Annotated in this window: 16 protein-coding genes and 1 riboswitch; all 16 genes read left to right on the top strand. The window is 27.5% G+C overall.

The genetic code is table 11. The features are described 5' to 3' along the window. Nucleotides 1-149: 149 nt before the first annotated feature. The 16 genes from I2E98_RS06655 (at nt 150) to I2E98_RS06725 (ending at nt 15,117) form a co-directional block, all read left to right on the top strand. The gene (locus tag I2E98_RS06655; protein WP_195468182.1) at nt 150-581 is read left to right on the top strand and encodes an Rrf2 family transcriptional regulator; all 432 of its coding nucleotides are present in this window, start codon (nt 150-152) and stop codon (nt 579-581) included. Between the two features lie 72 nt (nt 582-653). After that, on the top strand, nt 654-2,030 hold the full coding sequence (locus tag I2E98_RS06660; RefSeq protein WP_195468183.1) for a cation:dicarboxylase symporter family transporter: 1,377 nt from the start codon (nt 654-656) through the stop codon (nt 2,028-2,030). A 393-nt stretch (nt 2,031-2,423) separates the two neighbouring features. Continuing rightward, nucleotides 2,424-4,634 carry a stage V sporulation protein D gene (locus I2E98_RS06665; protein ID WP_195468184.1) on the top strand — a complete coding sequence of 737 codons (2,211 nt, stop codon included), beginning with the start codon at nt 2,424-2,426 and terminating at the stop codon, nt 4,632-4,634. Nucleotides 4,635-4,658: 24 nt separating this feature from the next. Beyond that, entirely contained in the window at nt 4,659-5,852 is a 1,194-nt protein-coding gene (ftsW, locus tag I2E98_RS06670) for a putative lipid II flippase FtsW (protein WP_195468185.1), read from the top strand. A gap of 152 nt (nt 5,853-6,004) precedes the next feature. Then, on the top strand, nt 6,005-6,313 hold the full coding sequence (locus I2E98_RS06675; RefSeq protein ID WP_195468186.1) for a hypothetical protein: 309 nt from the start codon (nt 6,005-6,007) through the stop codon (nt 6,311-6,313). A 130-nt stretch (nt 6,314-6,443) separates the two neighbouring features. Further along, nucleotides 6,444-6,878: an N-acetyltransferase gene (locus tag I2E98_RS06680; RefSeq protein WP_195468187.1), complete on the top strand. Its 435-nt coding sequence runs from the start codon at nt 6,444-6,446 to the stop codon at nt 6,876-6,878. A gap of 169 nt (nt 6,879-7,047) precedes the next feature. Beyond that, nucleotides 7,048-7,335 (top strand): DUF503 domain-containing protein, encoded by a 288-nt coding sequence (locus I2E98_RS06685; protein ID WP_195468188.1) that lies wholly within the window; start codon nt 7,048-7,050, stop codon nt 7,333-7,335. 114 nt (nt 7,336-7,449) lie between these two features. After that, a riboswitch (SAM riboswitch) is annotated at nt 7,450-7,624 on the top strand. Between the two features lie 85 nt (nt 7,625-7,709). Next, nucleotides 7,710-8,669 carry a methionine ABC transporter ATP-binding protein gene (locus I2E98_RS06690; RefSeq protein ID WP_195468189.1) on the top strand — a complete coding sequence of 320 codons (960 nt, stop codon included), beginning with the start codon at nt 7,710-7,712 and terminating at the stop codon, nt 8,667-8,669. Next, entirely contained in the window at nt 8,670-9,326 is a 657-nt protein-coding gene (locus tag I2E98_RS06695; RefSeq protein WP_195468190.1) for a methionine ABC transporter permease, read from the top strand. It begins immediately after the preceding gene. 129 nt (nt 9,327-9,455) lie between these two features. After that, nucleotides 9,456-10,265, top strand: coding sequence for a MetQ/NlpA family ABC transporter substrate-binding protein (locus I2E98_RS06700; RefSeq protein ID WP_195468191.1), 810 nt, complete (start codon nt 9,456-9,458; stop codon nt 10,263-10,265). A 177-nt stretch (nt 10,266-10,442) separates the two neighbouring features. Beyond that, nucleotides 10,443-11,426, top strand: coding sequence for a YkvA family protein (locus I2E98_RS06705; protein ID WP_347708017.1), 984 nt, complete (start codon nt 10,443-10,445; stop codon nt 11,424-11,426). Between the two features lie 51 nt (nt 11,427-11,477). Next, nucleotides 11,478-12,110, top strand: a complete 633-nt coding sequence (locus I2E98_RS06710; RefSeq protein WP_207737576.1) for a ribonuclease H family protein — start codon at nt 11,478-11,480, stop codon at nt 12,108-12,110. Nucleotides 12,111-12,190: 80 nt separating this feature from the next. After that, complete coding sequence (locus I2E98_RS06715; protein WP_195468192.1) at nt 12,191-12,373, top strand: YtxH domain-containing protein; 183 nt, start codon at nt 12,191-12,193, stop codon at nt 12,371-12,373. Between the two features lie 166 nt (nt 12,374-12,539). Further along, nucleotides 12,540-13,841 (top strand): helix-turn-helix transcriptional regulator, encoded by a 1,302-nt coding sequence (locus tag I2E98_RS06720; RefSeq protein ID WP_195468193.1) that lies wholly within the window; start codon nt 12,540-12,542, stop codon nt 13,839-13,841. A 16-nt stretch (nt 13,842-13,857) separates the two neighbouring features. Continuing rightward, complete coding sequence (locus I2E98_RS15995) at nt 13,858-14,085, top strand: helix-turn-helix transcriptional regulator (RefSeq protein ID WP_243250999.1); 228 nt, start codon at nt 13,858-13,860, stop codon at nt 14,083-14,085. A gap of 57 nt (nt 14,086-14,142) precedes the next feature. Continuing rightward, nucleotides 14,143-15,117 (top strand): transcriptional regulator, encoded by a 975-nt coding sequence (locus I2E98_RS06725; protein ID WP_243251002.1) that lies wholly within the window; start codon nt 14,143-14,145, stop codon nt 15,115-15,117. Nucleotides 15,118-15,412 lie beyond the last annotated feature (295 nt).

Below are 15,412 nucleotides of genomic sequence, written 5' to 3' on the forward strand. Positions count from 1 at the left end.
AATATAGATATATAGGATTATCTTATATATCTATTTTGATTTAAATGTAAATGATAGAAAAATATTGACAATATGAAAAAAAAGATATAACATTAACATAATACCGATAGGAAAAGTAGGGAATGTAAAAGTTGAAAGTAGGTGAGTTTATGAAGATTTCTACTAAAGGAAGGTATGGAATTAGAGCATTAATTGATTTAGTAATTAATTCTGAATGCGGAAGTGTAACTTTAAAGGCAATATCAGAGCGTCAAGAAATATCAGAAAGATATTTAGAACAAATATTTTCATTACTTAGAAAATCAGGTCTAATAATAGGAAGGAAAGGGGCACAAGGCGGATACACTTTGTCAAAAACCCCTAATGAAATTACAGTAGGAGAGATTTTAAGAGCTTTAGAAGGAGAATCACTTCTTATAGATATAAACGATGAAGATTCAAATGATATGGAGAGATTTGTAAACAAGGTTATTTGGAGTGAAATTAATAAAAAGATAAATGATTATTTTGATTCAATAACATTAGAATATATTGTTGAACAATATAGAAAAGAAAAAGAGGAAATTATATATTATATATAATTTAAACTAGTATAAGTTATAATTTTAATGTAATATATACATTGACGTATATAAATATATCAGGAGGAGAAAATGAATAGCACTTTTTTATCAGATTTTATAATGATAACAAATTTTAAGACAATAGCCTTTATTATTGTTCTTATAGCTATATTATTTGGAGTAAATATTATGGCTAAAAAGAAAGTTAAGTTTTCAACAAGAATGATAGTTTCGACTATTGCAGGTTTAGTTTTAGGAATAATAATTCAATTAGTAGCAGGATTCCCGAATAATCCAGGAGATGTTCAATGGATTAATGAAGTAAATAAGTGGTATGGCCTTGTTGGAAATGGGTTTATGGACCTATTAAAAATGCTTGTAGTACCTTTAATATTTGTATCTATTATCAGAGTTATTATTACTATGAAGGAAGGAGAAAACCTTGGAAAACTAACAACTCGATCACTATTTATATTACTAGGAACAACAACTATTGCTGCTGTTGTTGGTATTATAGTAGGTAATTTATTTAAATTAGGAGTTTCAGCTAATGTAGTTGAGAGTACAAGTGAAATAAGAGAAATAACACCAGTAGTTGACACTTTAAGAGGATTACTTCCATCAAATCCAGTAGCTGCAATGGCAGAGGCTAATGTAGTTGCAGTAGTAATCTTTGCAGCATTTATTGGTAACTCTATGAAGATATTAAATAAAAAATATAGTGATGTCATTAAGCCTGTAACTGATTTAGTTAATGGTTCTTATAAAATAATTACTAGTATTGCAATGACTGTTATAAAGTTCATGCCTTATGCAGTAGTAGCATTACTTGCTAATACAATAGCTGGAAGAGGTTTAGCAGCTATAAAAGAAGTTGTTGGATTTATAATAGCTCTATATGTAAGTATAGCTATTGTATTTATTATACATTTAATAATTATTGCAGTTTTAGGTGTTAATCCATTTAAATATGTAAAGAAAGTTATGGAGCCGTTAATCTTAGCTTTTACTTCTCGTTCAAGTTTAGGAACATTACCAGTTACAATAGAAACATTAACTGAAGGTGTTGGTGTAGATAATGGAATAGCATCATTTGTAGGAAGTTTAGGTTCAAACATGGGAATGAATGGATGTGCAGCTATTTATCCAGCGTTAATGGCTGTAACATTAGCAAATATGTCAGGAACAACAATGGACATAAGTTTCTATGGAATGCTTATAGTAATAATAGTAATTGGTTCATTAGGAATCGCAGGTTTACCAGGTAGTGCAACTATGGCAGTTTCAGTTGTTATATCAGGAATGGGAATGGGATCATACTTCCCATTAGCAGGAGGAATAATAGCAATTGATCCTATACTAGATATGGGGCGTACAATGTTAAATGTAAATGGAACAATGGTTACAGCAGTAGCTGTAGGGAAAAGTTTTAATAAAATAGATAAAGAGAAGTTAAATACAAAGTAATATCTCAAATAAAAGTAGTTAATGCGAAACTGAATTTATTAATTTGGTAGGATTAACTACTTTTTTTATTTTATGAGATGAAAAAGAGAATAATGAAAATAGGCCTTAACAGTATTGTAGGCAATAAGTTTTTATATGTGAAATTTATATAAAATTTTATCAGAAATTAGATAATATTTGATATTAGTGTCTTTTGATATAAGTGAAAATATAGTAAAATATAATTTATGTAACATAGTATATTTTTATGAAAAAACTTTTATTTAATAATAAAGTTATAAATTCATATATCCAATTAGAATTTACTCTTTTAAAGCTAAACTATTATATCAAAATTATAGTTTTACTTTTAAGGATGTATTTAAATTAAATATTATGATGGGAGATAAAAAGATGGCGTATAAAAAGAAAAAATACAAAAAGAACAAAAAGGCAATTGGATATAAAGGTAGATTGTATATTGTTTCTGTTATTGTATTTTGTCTATTGGGATTTCTTATATTAAGGTTAGCATGGTTAATATTAGTAAGTGGACGATCACTAGAAGCAAAGGCAAATTCGGAATGGCAAAAAGAAATTAGCGTAACAGCTACAAGAGGAGATATTTTAGACAGAAATGGATCAGTATTAGTATCTTCAGCTAATGTATATAGAATAGACTTTGATTTAGATACTGTTAGAAATCACATTAAAGAAAAGAATTTAACAATGGATGATATTGCAGTTGAAATTTCAGATGTAACAGGTGTAGAAGTTGATGAGGTTCTCAAAGCATTAAATAGAAAAAATTCAGATGGAAGTGATGCCAGTTATGCACCATTAATTAGAGGAGTTACTAAGGCTGTTGCCGATAGTGCTGATGATCTAGGCATATATGGACTTATTGTTTCTAGAGATGTAAAGAGATATTACCCTAATGAAAACTTTTTAGCAAGTGCACTAGGAGGAATTAACTCAGAAGGGACAGGACTAACAGGTATAGAGTTACAATATGATGAATATTTAGCTGGAATTGCAGGTATGAAAATAGGAGCCTATGATAGTAGGGGAAATAGGTTACCTTTTGATACTTATAAGTTTACTCCAGCTATAGATGGTAGTGACATTGTGATAACGGTAGATGAAAACTTACAATATATAGCTGAAAAGATTGCACAAAAGGGGTTAGAGGAACATAATGCTAAAGGTGTTCATGTACTTATTATGGATCCTAATAATGGAGAAATATTAGCAATGGTGAATAAGCCAGACTATGATCCAAACAATCCATTTTCAGGATATGAAAGTTTTGAGGGGGAAACTGACAATGATAAAATACAAAATATGTGGAGAAATTGGTTAGTAAGTGATACCTTTGAACCAGGTTCAACTTTTAAAACTGTAACAATGATTGCAGCATTAGAAGAAGGTTTAGTTAGTGATAGTGATACATTTACTTGTAATGGATCTGTTAAGTTTGGAAATACTACTATTCATTGTTGGAAACATGAAGGACATGGTACTCAAACTTTGGCAGAAGTTTTGAAGAATTCTTGTAATGTTGGGATGATGGAGATAGGTGAAAGACTTGGAATTGATACTTTAAATGAATATATATATAAGTTAGGTTTTGGAAAAACAACTGGTATTGATTTACCAGGTGAGGCATCTGGAATAGTTAAAACAAGTGATACAGTATCTGCAATTGATTTAGCAACAATATCATTTGGTCAAACTAATACCGTTACATCACTTCAACTTATGGCAGCATTTAATGCTATAGCTAATGGAGGAGATCTTATTCAGCCACATATAGTGAAAGAGGTTTCTCATGAAGATGAGAGTGGGAATAGAGTTATTGATGAAACTATAAAACCAATAATAAAGAAGGATTTATTATCAGATGAAAATACAGCGTTACTTAGAAGTTATTTAGAGAGAACAGTTACTAAGGATGGACCAGAGGGAGCATTTGTACAAGGTTATAATGTTGGAGGAAAGACAGGAACTGCTCAAAAAGTTGATCCTACAACAGGGACATACTCATCTGATAAATATATATCATCTATGGTAGCCTTAGCACCAGTAGAAAATCCTCAAATAACAGTATTTATAGCAGTAGATGAGCCAAGTAATGGATTATATTATGGTGGAGAGGTAGCAGCTCCATTAATGAAAGAGTTATTTGAAGAAGTATTTAAGTATATGGATTCACCATTAGCTAAAGAGAGATTTTCTATTTATAAAAATGTTATAATTCCAGATGTAAGAGGGAAGTCTATCGAAGAAGCAAAAGAAATATTAAAGGAAAATGGATTAGAAGCTGAAGTTAAAGGAAGTGGAAAAACAATTGTTTCAATGGATTCATATCCAGGAGCAATAGTAAAAGAAGGAACTACTATTTCTATTACAGCTAAAGATAATGGACAAGTGCAAAAGGAAATTATAATGCCAGACTTGAAGGGTACTACTAAAGAATTTGCAACCTCTATTTTAGATAATCTTGGACTAGTGTATGAATTTGAAGGAGAAGGAACTGTTCATTCTCAAAGTATAACTAGTGGAAATAAGATTGTAAAAGGCACAAAAGTTACAATAACATTAAAAAAGGAATATGAATATTAAATATTGTATACTGGAGAAGATAATATGAGTAGTAATAGTAAAAGGTTAAAAAAAGGAAAAAATAAAAAGAAAGTAAAAAGAAAATCTAAGCTAGGTTCTGTTAATCCATATATACTCTATTCTGTATTAGCGCTTGTTGCAATAGGGATAATTATGGTATTTTCAGCAAGTTATTATGATGCATTATATAAGCATAAAGATGTATTTTATTTTTTGAAAAAGGAGCTTACATGGGTTCCTGTAGGGCTAGTAGCATTAGTAGTTATGATGTTAATAGACTATCATTTATTGAAAAAGTTCACTGTGTTTGCTTATGGAGTTACGGTAGTAGCTTTAGTGGCAGTACTATTTGTTGGAAGTACTATTAATGGAGCTAAACGTTGGTTAAATATTGCTGGAATTTCTTTTCAACCATCTGAGCTTGCTAAATATGTTATAGTATTTTTCTTAGCTATGATGATAGATAAGTATGGAAAGGTAAATAGAAATTGGAAGATTCCATTGATATATCTAGGTTCAGCAGCTTTATTTGCGTTATTAGTATATAAAGAAAATAATTTAAGTATTGCAGCTATTATAATGTTTGTTGCATTTATAATGATTTTTGTATCTGGGATGAGTTTTAAAGAAACATTTGCTTTAATAGGTATTGGTGGAGTTGCTGGAACTATAGGTATTTTTAGTTCAGATTATAGAACAGAGAGATTTATAAGTTTTTTAGATCCTTGGAAATATGCTAATGATGAGGGGTACCAATTAGTACACTCTCTTTATGCTTTAGGTTCAGGGGGATTATTTGGTGTGGGGTTAGGAAATTCAAAGCAAAAAGCTTTATATATGCCTGAGCCACATAATGATTTTATATTTTCTATAATAGGTGAAGAATTAGGTCTTATAGGGTGTATATTTGTTATTGCTATATTTGTTGTGTTAATAGTATCAGGAATAAAGGTTGCATCTAGGGCTAAAGATAGGTATGGTAAACTTTTAGCTACTGGAATAATTTCAGTAATTGCTGTGCAGGCAATAATTAATATTGCAGTTGTTACTGGAAGTATGCCAGTTACAGGAGTCCCTTTACCTTTTATAAGTTATGGAGGAACTTCGCTAGTATTTAATTTAGCTGCCATGGGTGTCCTGCTAAATATTTCAAGGCAGTGTAAAAATCCTAAGGATGAAATTGAAGAAAAAATAATAAAAAGTAAAATGAATGTTTAATATGGAGGTTACGAAAGTAGCCTCTTTATTTTGTGTTATAATAAAGTAAAAAGAAACATGAGTAAATTAGGATTAGAATTTTTAAAAATTAAAGAAACATAAAATTTAGTAAAGAAAACATTAGAAGAAATAAAAAGTGGGGTGGAAGCTTTATGAACATTTTTAGATTATTAAATAATGATATTCAAGATTTAAGTGAAGAAGAAAGAATATTTGCAGAAAAATTTAATGAAACATTAAGAAATAATATAATAGATACCTTAGTTGAGTATGAAATAGAAGCGCTTATTAAACAATTAAAGGATGATGAAGAGGGTTTTAGAGAGAGATTAGCAGATATTTTTATAAATGGGAAAAAGGGATATAATAAAATGCCTACTAAAACTCTAATTGATATTTTCCTTGATAAAAAGGATGAAGGTGAATTTATAAATTTAATTGAAGGTATAAGTAACTTGTAAAATATTTTGCCTTTGAGATAAATCAATATATTAGATTTATTTCAAAGGCAAGTTTTATTATAGATAAATATAATAAATTTTAAACCTAATTGTAAAATAAAAATATATTAACAAAAATGGAGAAAAGAATATGATAAAGGAATTTAAAACAGAATATTTAGATGAATTAATGGAGATTTGGCTTGAAACTAATATAAATGCTCATAATTTTATAGAAAAAGAGTACTGGATTAATAATTTTGATTTGGTTAAAAAAATGTTGCCTAATGCTGAGATTTATATATTTCAAGAAAATAATGTTATAAAAGGATTTATAGGTATTATTGAAGAGGAATATATTGCAGGCCTTTTTGTAAAGAGGGAATATCAAAGAGAAGGAATAGGTAAAGCATTAATAGAGTATATCAAGCCTAAATATAAACAACTTACATTAGATGTTTATGCTAAAAATAAGAATGCAATAAATTTTTATTGTAAAAATAATTTTAAAGTAGTAAATGAAAAAAAGAATGAAGATACAAAGGAACTTGAATATGAAATGATTTTTAGTAAAGGTTTATATTGATTTAAATTAATAGGACGTTTTTTATTGACCTTTATAGTTTTATATAATAAAAATAAAATGAAAATATATATAATTAAGATTACTATAGTAGCAATATTTGAAAACAAGATGGATAGAATATTAGTAGAATGTTAAATTAATATGGAAAACTAAAGTTGAGGTGTACAATATGAAAATATTAATAATGAGACTAGAATTAAGAGCAGAATGGGTAAAGTCATTGAAAGAAAAAAGAATGATAGTGTTAAGCTTAACTAAGCGCCTTTCAAATAAATTTAATGTATCAGTTTCAGAAGTTAATTATCAAGATGTACATGAGCAAATTGGAATTGGTATTACATCAGTGGGAACTACGAAAGAAATATTATATTCTTTAAAAGAAAAGATATTAGATTTTGTTGAAGACAATACTGATGCAGAATTAGTTAAAATAGAAGAAGAAGTTATTGATTATTAAAAATAGAAGAGAAAAAATATTTACTTTATAAGAAAAAATTTCTAAAGAAATTATTGACAAAATAGTTAAAGTAATATATATTTATATCAACGACACAGAATAATTAAATATTATATCTTATCAAGAGTGGTGGAGGGACTGGCCCTGTGAAACCCGGCAACCTGTCGATAGTGACAAGTGATAAGTGACAAGTGACAAGTTTAAATTAATAATTTGCCATTTGTCACTTGTCACTTGCAACTGGTAGACGTGGTGCTAATTCCTGCAGTTTTTAACTGAGTGATGAGAGAGTAAATTAATATGTGATTTTTATGCGCACTTGAGTTTATTCTCTAGTGCGTTTTTTTATTACTAAAATGAGGAGGGGAGAGACCATGATTAAAATAAATAATGTACATAAAAGCTTTAATGGGATAGAAGTTTTAAAAGATATAACCTTAGAGATAAAAAAGGGAGAGGTCTTTGGATTAGTTGGTCATAGTGGTGCTGGAAAGTCTACATTATTAAGATGTATAAATGGTTTAGAAACATATGATAAAGGAAGTATACTAGTAAATGAATATGAAGAAGTAAAAGAGTTGAGTAATAAATCAGTAAGAAGCTTTAGAAAAAATCTAGGAATGATATTTCAACATTTTTCATTACTTGAGAGAAGAAATGTATATGATAATGTAGCGTTGCCATTAGAGTGTTGGGGGTACTCTAAAGCTGACATAGATAAAAGAGTTTCAGAACTTTTAGAATTAGTTGGTTTATCCGATAAGAAAAAAAGCAAACCAAGAGAGTTAAGTGGTGGGCAAAAGCAAAGAGTTGCAATAGCGAGAGCACTAGCTTTAAATCCTAATATACTTTTGTGTGATGAAGCCACATCAGCATTAGATCCAAATACAACAAAATCAATTTTAGCTTTATTAAGAGATATTAATGAAAAGTTAGGTATTACAATAATTATTGTTACACATCAGATGGAAGTTGTAAAAGAGATTTGTCAACGAGTAGCTATTATGGAAGGTGGACAAGTAATGGCTGTTGGAAAAACAGAAGATTTATTTTTAAAGAATTCTAAAGCCTTAAAGGCATTAATTGGTGAAGAAGAGATATTACCAAGTCAAGGAATAAATATAAGATTGTTCTTTCCGAAAGATAATTCAAACGACAGTATAATTACTGCAATGGCAAGAGAGCTAGATATAGATTTTTCTATTGTGTGGGGCAAGTTAGAAAGATTTAGAGATGATGTTTTAGGGTCATTAGTTATTAATATAAAAGAAAATCAAAAAGATAAAGTAGTAAAATACTTAACATCTAAAAATATGCCATGGGAGGTGATTTAAATGGAGAAATTTTTAATCTTTTTTACTGATATATTGATAGAAGCATTAGGACAAACCATATATATGGTTGGAATATCAACAATATTAGCTACATTAATTGGATTTATCTTAGCAATTGTATTGGTTGTAACAGATGAAGGTGGATTAAAACCTAATAAAATTATTAATTCAATTTTAGGATTTATAGTTAATACTTTAAGAAGTTTTCCTTTTATAATTTTAGTTGTTGCCATTATTCCTTTAACTAGAGCTATAGTTGGAAAAAGTATAGGAGAAACAGCAGCGCTAGTTCCTTTAACAATAGGGGCAGCTCCATTTATTGCAAGAGTAATAGAAGGAGCGTTAAAGGAAGTAGATAAGGGGTTAATTGAAGCTGCAAAATCTTTTGGGGCATCAGATTTTCAAATAATTTTTAAAGTAATGGTTAAGGAAGCAATGCCTTCTATTATATCTGGTATAACATTATCTATAATATCAATAATTGGATATTCTGCAATGGCAGGGGCAGTCGGAGCAGGGGGAGTTGGAGCGGTAGCTTTGACTTATGGATATCAAAGATTTGATAATGCAGTAATGATATATACAGTAATAACACTTATAATAATTGTTCAATTACTACAAGGGGCAGGTAATTTAGCATATAGGAAATTAAAATAATACAAGCAATAAGCAATAATTAAAGGGGATTAATATACAGAGAGTCAGAAATATTTTAAAAGTTTTAAATTAAGGGCAAATAAAGAAAATTAAAATTTTATATATTAAAATAATTAGGGGGAAGTAAATATGAAATTTAAAAAAATATTAGCAACAGTATTAAGTGGAGTTTTAGCATTATCAGTAGTTGGTTGTGGAAGTAAAGGGGATGCTTCTTCAAATGATGATAAGAAAATTGTAGTTGGAGCAACAGCAGTACCACATGCAGAGATTTTAGAACATATTAAGCCGTTATTAGAAGAAAAGGGATATGAATTAGAAATTAAAACATTTGATGATTATTCTTTATTAAACCCAGCAGTTGATGAAGGATCTTTAGATGCAAATTTTTTCCAACATGTACCTTATTTAGAAGAGTCAATTGAAGCAAAAGGATATGATTTAGATTATACGGTTAAAGTTCATATAGAACCAATGGCATTATATTCAAAGAAGGTTTCTGATATTTCAGAGATAGCTGATGGAGCTGAAATAGCTGTACCAAATGATCCATCTAATGAAGCAAGGGCATTAAAATTATTAGCTGATAATGGATTAATAAAATTAAATGACTCTGAATTACCTACAGTTAAAGATATTACTGAAAATCCTAAAAATTTAAAAGTTAAAGAATTACAAGCAGAACAATTACCAAGAGTTTTAGAAGATGTCGAAGCTGCAGTAATTAATACAAACTGGGCATTACAAGCTGATTTAAATCCAGTAAAAGATTCTTTAGCTATTGAATCTGGTGATTCGCCATATGCTAATATTCTAGCTGTTAAGAAGGAAAATAAAGATAGCGATAAAATTAAAGCATTATCTGATGCTTTAACTTCAGAGGATGTAAGAAAGTTTATTGAAGAAAAATACGATGGAAGCGTAATTCCAGCTTTTTAGTATAAATAATTTTTAAAGATTAGATATATTATATTTAAGGTCATTGCATATATAAGGCAATGACCTTAATTTTTATACTTTATTAATGGAAAATAATATCTTTAAAAAAAATAGTATATGAAGTATACTGTATATTATGTATCAAATATATAGAAAAATATTACAGATATTAAAAGAGTGAAGAGAGGACAAGGACAAGCTATGAATGTTTCGAATATTAATGTTGGATTAACTGGAGAAAATTTGTTAAGTATATATAATGACTTTGTATCAATAAAAGAACTTAATATAGAAAGTATAGAAATAAAAGAAGATATAAGAATAGTAGGTTCATTTACTAAAGGGATTGTTATAAAATTTGAGTGTAGACTTAAAGTAAGTTCTATGGAAAATGGATTAATAAAAGGAGAAGTTACTGGATTTAAGATTCTTAATATAGGAATAGCATCATTTTTAAGAAAAATTGCATTAAAGTTTGCATTAAAATCTTTAAGTGATAAAGGTATAAGTTATGATAATGGTAAAGTTATTATACAATATAAATATTTATTAAAGGATATTCCATATGTAGACTTTGATATCTATAGTATATATTGTGAATATGGAGTTTTAAATTTAGAGTTAAAAAATATACAAGTATCTTTAGGTGGAGAATTAAAGAAAGAAATAGAACTTCTAAACTTTGAAAAAGAAGATAAAGTAGAATTTAATGAAGAAGAAATAAAGAAAACAGAAGATTGTTATACTAAAGGAAGAGAAAAAATAAGTGATAAGTTACCTGAAAAGGCTAAAAAGTATAAAGATTATATATTTATGCTACCTGATGTAGCTGCATTAATATATAGATTGCTTAAAGATAAGAGAGTAAGTATGAAAACTAAACTTATAATATCAGGAGCAGTTGCTTATATTACAGTACCAAGCGATTTAATACCTGATAAGATACCATTTATCGGAAAGATTGATGATATAGCAATTGGAATATTTGCATTAAATGTTATAATGACAGATGTTCCGTTAAATATAATATTAGATAATTGGCAAGGAAAGAATGATATACTAATAGTTATTAAGAGTGCAATTGAATATGCAACTAACTTTACTGGAGCTAAAAATATAGATAGTATTTATAGGGTAATGGAAGAAATTTTATCGGTTTAAAAGTAAAAATAAACAAAGGAAAAGTCATTAATATTTATCATATAGGAAAGGATGATTATTTTGAAGTACTATGCTGTTTATAAGGGAAAATCAGGAGCACCTAAAATATTTACTTCGTGGGATGAATGTAAAAAAGAAGTTATAGGATTTAAAGGAGCTATATATAAAAGTTTTACTACAGAGAAAGATGCTATTAATTTTATTGCATTAAATTCAGAAGGTAAGACAGCAGAAAAGTTTGAGGAATTAATAGAAAGTGAAGAGGGATTATTTATATATGTTGACGGAAGTTTTGCTGTTGATAAGGGAAATTATTCTTATGGATTAGTAGCTGTTAAAGATGGAGAAATAATATACAAAGATAAAGGAAAGGGATTTGATAAAGAAGCTATTTCATTAAGAAATGTTTCAGGAGAAGTTTTAGGAGCAAAGATGGCAGTAGAATATGCTATTGCAAATGGCTTTAAAGAAGTTACTATAGGATATGATTATCAAGGTGTTGAATCTTGGGCTATTGGCACTTGGAAGAGGAATAATAGAATTACTGCTGAATATAATGAATTCATGCAAAGTAAAATGAAGGAAGTAAAGATAAGATTTAAGAAAATAAAAGGGCACAGTGGTCATAAGTATAATGATTTAGCTGATAAATTAGCAAAAGAGGCTCTTGGCATAGGGATTTAATTAAAAAATTAAATTTAAAATAATACATGATTATTTTCCTTTAAAATACACATACTATTTTTATAAATCAATATAAAGAGGTGTTATTTTTGGGAAGAGTAATTAAGAGCTTAGCAATAGGTACTATTTTTGGAGTAGCAATTGGAATGATGGTTTTACCAGAGTTAGATAGAAAAACTCAAAGAAACATCAGAAGAACTAGTAAAAAACTTAGATGTGCGGCTGGAGATGCCTATGATAATATATTAGATTATATAAATTAATATTAAAAACTGCTATAGAGTTCTATAGCAGTTTTTGTATTATTTTAAGTATAATTGAAATTAATACTTAAAAAATATATTTTTTTGGCACTTTATATGATATAATGGTAAATATAATAAGAAAGTTTTTGAATTTATATAAATGTGGGTAAAGGAAGATTATGTGATGGAGATACTTACTTTAGGTGAAAAAATTAAAAGACGTAGAAAAGAATTAGAAATGACACTGAAGGACTTAGCAGGAGATAGAATTACACCAGGACAAATAAGTTTAGTTGAGTCTGGAAGATCAAATCCATCTATGGATTTATTGGAGTATTTAGCAAATTCACTTCAGACTTCTGTGGAATATTTAATGGAATCAGAAGAAACACAGGCAGAAAAAATATGTATATATTATGAGCAAATGGCAGAAACATATATATTAAATGGTGATTACATAAGTGCAGAAAAATATATAGAAAATGCATTGTATTATGCAGAAAAATATAATTTAGAATATAGAAAAGCTAAAAACTTATTTTTAAGAGCTAATATTTATAAAGAAAAAAAAGAGCTAGTTTTAGCACAACAATTGTATTTATTAGCAAATGTAATTTTTATAAAAAGAAATAATTATGAGCAAATTATTAGTACATTTTTAAATTTAGGTAAAATAACATTAAGTTTAAAAGCATATCACTCTGCTACAAGCTATTTAAAACAAGCTGAGAAAGTATATTTAGATAATAATGTTGGAAATGATTTCATTCTTGGAGAAATATATTATCAAATGGCTGAAAGTTATTTTAAAATTGATAATATAAAAAAAGCAATAGATTACACTTTTTTAGCTAAACAAAAATTTGAACAAGTTCAAAATAAAGAAGAATATGGTAGAGCATTAATGTTATTATCAAAAGAGTATAATAAAAAAGGTGATATAGTAAATGCTATAAAATATTCTAAGAAAACTTTAGAAGTATATAAGGAGTTGCAAGAAGAAAAAAATATATCTGCTATTGAAAATAATTTAGGAAAACTGTTCTTTGAATTTGATAATCTTGAAGAGGCATTTAAACATTATCAAATAGCTAAGGAAATTAGGATGAGAAATAAAGATGGTGAGGTAATAGAAACTTTAATTAATATATGTGAAGGATATATTAAAATAAAGGAAATTAGTAAGTGTGAAAAGGTTCTTTCTGAAATTGATAACCTTATTGATGAAAGTGATTTAGAACAAATAATAGAAAAAAACATTTTACGATATAGAGTATATGTAATAAAAGAAAAGTTTGATGAAGCAGAGTGTATATTATTAGAAACTTTCAATATAGCAAAGGTAAATGCATTAAATAAAAAAGCAGCTGAGATAGCAATACTTATTGGAAGATATTATATTGGAGAGAAGAGAGACGCTGAGGCAGCTAGATATTTAGATGAAGGTGTAAGTATTTTTAGAAGTTTAGGAATATTAAATAACTAATTAACTGGGGGTAGCCATGGAGATATTATCAACAGGAGAAAAAATTAAAAGATCTAGGATTTATAAAGGAATAACATTAAAAGAATTATGCGGAGATAAGATTTCTATTTCAAAAATGAGTTGCATAGAGAATGGTAAAATTAAAGCGGATGAAGAATCTCTTAGATATATTGCGGAGAAATTACAAGTAGATTATAATTATTTGGTAAGAGATGTATATGATCAAATAAAATATAATGTTTAAGAGATAAAAAAATGCACTTATTCATTTGAAAAATTAGAAAATGTAGTGAATTATAACTTGGAATATGCATGTAAATATGGATTTAATGATTTAGCATTAAAGTTAACTCATTTTTTATTTGAATTATATATTGATAATAATAAAATAGAAAATATTCAACTTTTGATTTCTAAATATTATGATTTATATCAATCAACTCAATGTAATGAAGAAATTATTGTTTATTATAATGATATGGGAACATTCTTTATGAAAACAGAAGAGTATCATGAAGCAATAAGTTATTTTTCAAGAACAAGAGAAATTTATGAAAATAATTATATAAAAGATAAACGGAATTACATTTATGCATGCTTTTATGAAGGAATTTGCTATAAAAATATTAAAATAATTGAAAAAGCATACGAATGTTTAAAGAAAGTATTAGAATTTGTAGATATCTTTAGTGATAAGGCTAGAGGAGATTTTTATCATGAATTTGCAGATTTAAATATTCTATTATATAAGGGGGAGGCAGAAAGATACTTAAATAAAGCTTTTGAATATAAAAAGAATGATCCAAAGGAATTAGCTAAATTTAAAGGAAAGAATGGAGAAACATATTTTGAAGTTCAAGAAGTTGAAAAGGCTATGAAAGAAATAAAGGATGCTATAGAAATTTATCCAAGAGAAGATAAAAAAGGTTGTGCTGAATTCTTAATAGAATGTATTAATACACTATATAATAATAGAGAATATGAAGAAGCTTTCCAATATACTGATGAGGCCTTAGATTTAGCTATTGATATAGATGAAATAAAGCTTATTGAAAAGGGTTATTATTTTAAAGGTATGATATATCAGAAGAAAGGTCAATTTATACAAGCAGAAATGTATATGAATTTATCTACTGACTTTTTATTTAGATTTGCTAATAGAGAAGAAAAATATAAGAGATATAATGAAATGGCTGAATTGTATTATAATTTAGGAGAATTAAAAGAGTCTGTTAAATACTTTACATTAGCTATAAATATTGAGAAAAAATTATAATATAAAAAATAGAGGAGTTTAAAACTTCTCTATTTTTTATATTATAATTAATTTATTTACTGTCATAATAAAAAATTAGTTATCGTGATGTAAAAGGTTAGACATCCAAATCCAAAATGCCCACTTTGATTTAGTATCATTTAATAGTGATGGATTAAAAAATAGCCCTCTCATAAAAAACATCCTTTCATAAAAACAATTTATATTATTAGTATAGCTTAAAGATAAAAATAATGTATTCATGTAGATGCTTTAGTTTTAGTACAATAAGTGTTAATTATCTAAAAGTAAATAT

The organism is Clostridium sp. D43t1_170807_H7, assembly GCF_015555905.1.
Taxonomy (GTDB): domain Bacteria; phylum Bacillota; class Clostridia; order Clostridiales; family Clostridiaceae; genus Clostridium.

Coding starts and splice junctions, on each gene's coding strand:
- I2E98_RS06655 (WP_195468182.1), top strand. CDS start 150: ATGAAGATTTCTACTAAAGGAAGGTATGGAATTAGAGCATTAATTGAT.
- I2E98_RS06660 (WP_195468183.1), top strand. CDS start 654: ATGAATAGCACTTTTTTATCAGATTTTATAATGATAACAAATTTTAAG.
- I2E98_RS06665 (WP_195468184.1), top strand. CDS start 2,424: ATGGCGTATAAAAAGAAAAAATACAAAAAGAACAAAAAGGCAATTGGA.
- ftsW (WP_195468185.1), top strand. CDS start 4,659: ATGAGTAGTAATAGTAAAAGGTTAAAAAAAGGAAAAAATAAAAAGAAA.
- I2E98_RS06675 (WP_195468186.1), top strand. CDS start 6,005: ATGAACATTTTTAGATTATTAAATAATGATATTCAAGATTTAAGTGAA.
- I2E98_RS06680 (WP_195468187.1), top strand. CDS start 6,444: ATGATAAAGGAATTTAAAACAGAATATTTAGATGAATTAATGGAGATT.
- I2E98_RS06685 (WP_195468188.1), top strand. CDS start 7,048: ATGAAAATATTAATAATGAGACTAGAATTAAGAGCAGAATGGGTAAAG.
- I2E98_RS06690 (WP_195468189.1), top strand. CDS start 7,710: ATGATTAAAATAAATAATGTACATAAAAGCTTTAATGGGATAGAAGTT.
- I2E98_RS06695 (WP_195468190.1), top strand. CDS start 8,670: ATGGAGAAATTTTTAATCTTTTTTACTGATATATTGATAGAAGCATTA.
- I2E98_RS06700 (WP_195468191.1), top strand. CDS start 9,456: ATGAAATTTAAAAAAATATTAGCAACAGTATTAAGTGGAGTTTTAGCA.
- I2E98_RS06710 (WP_207737576.1), top strand. CDS start 11,478: ATGATTATTTTGAAGTACTATGCTGTTTATAAGGGAAAATCAGGAGCA.
- I2E98_RS06720 (WP_195468193.1), top strand. CDS start 12,540: ATGGAGATACTTACTTTAGGTGAAAAAATTAAAAGACGTAGAAAAGAA.
- I2E98_RS15995 (WP_243250999.1), top strand. CDS start 13,858: ATGGAGATATTATCAACAGGAGAAAAAATTAAAAGATCTAGGATTTAT.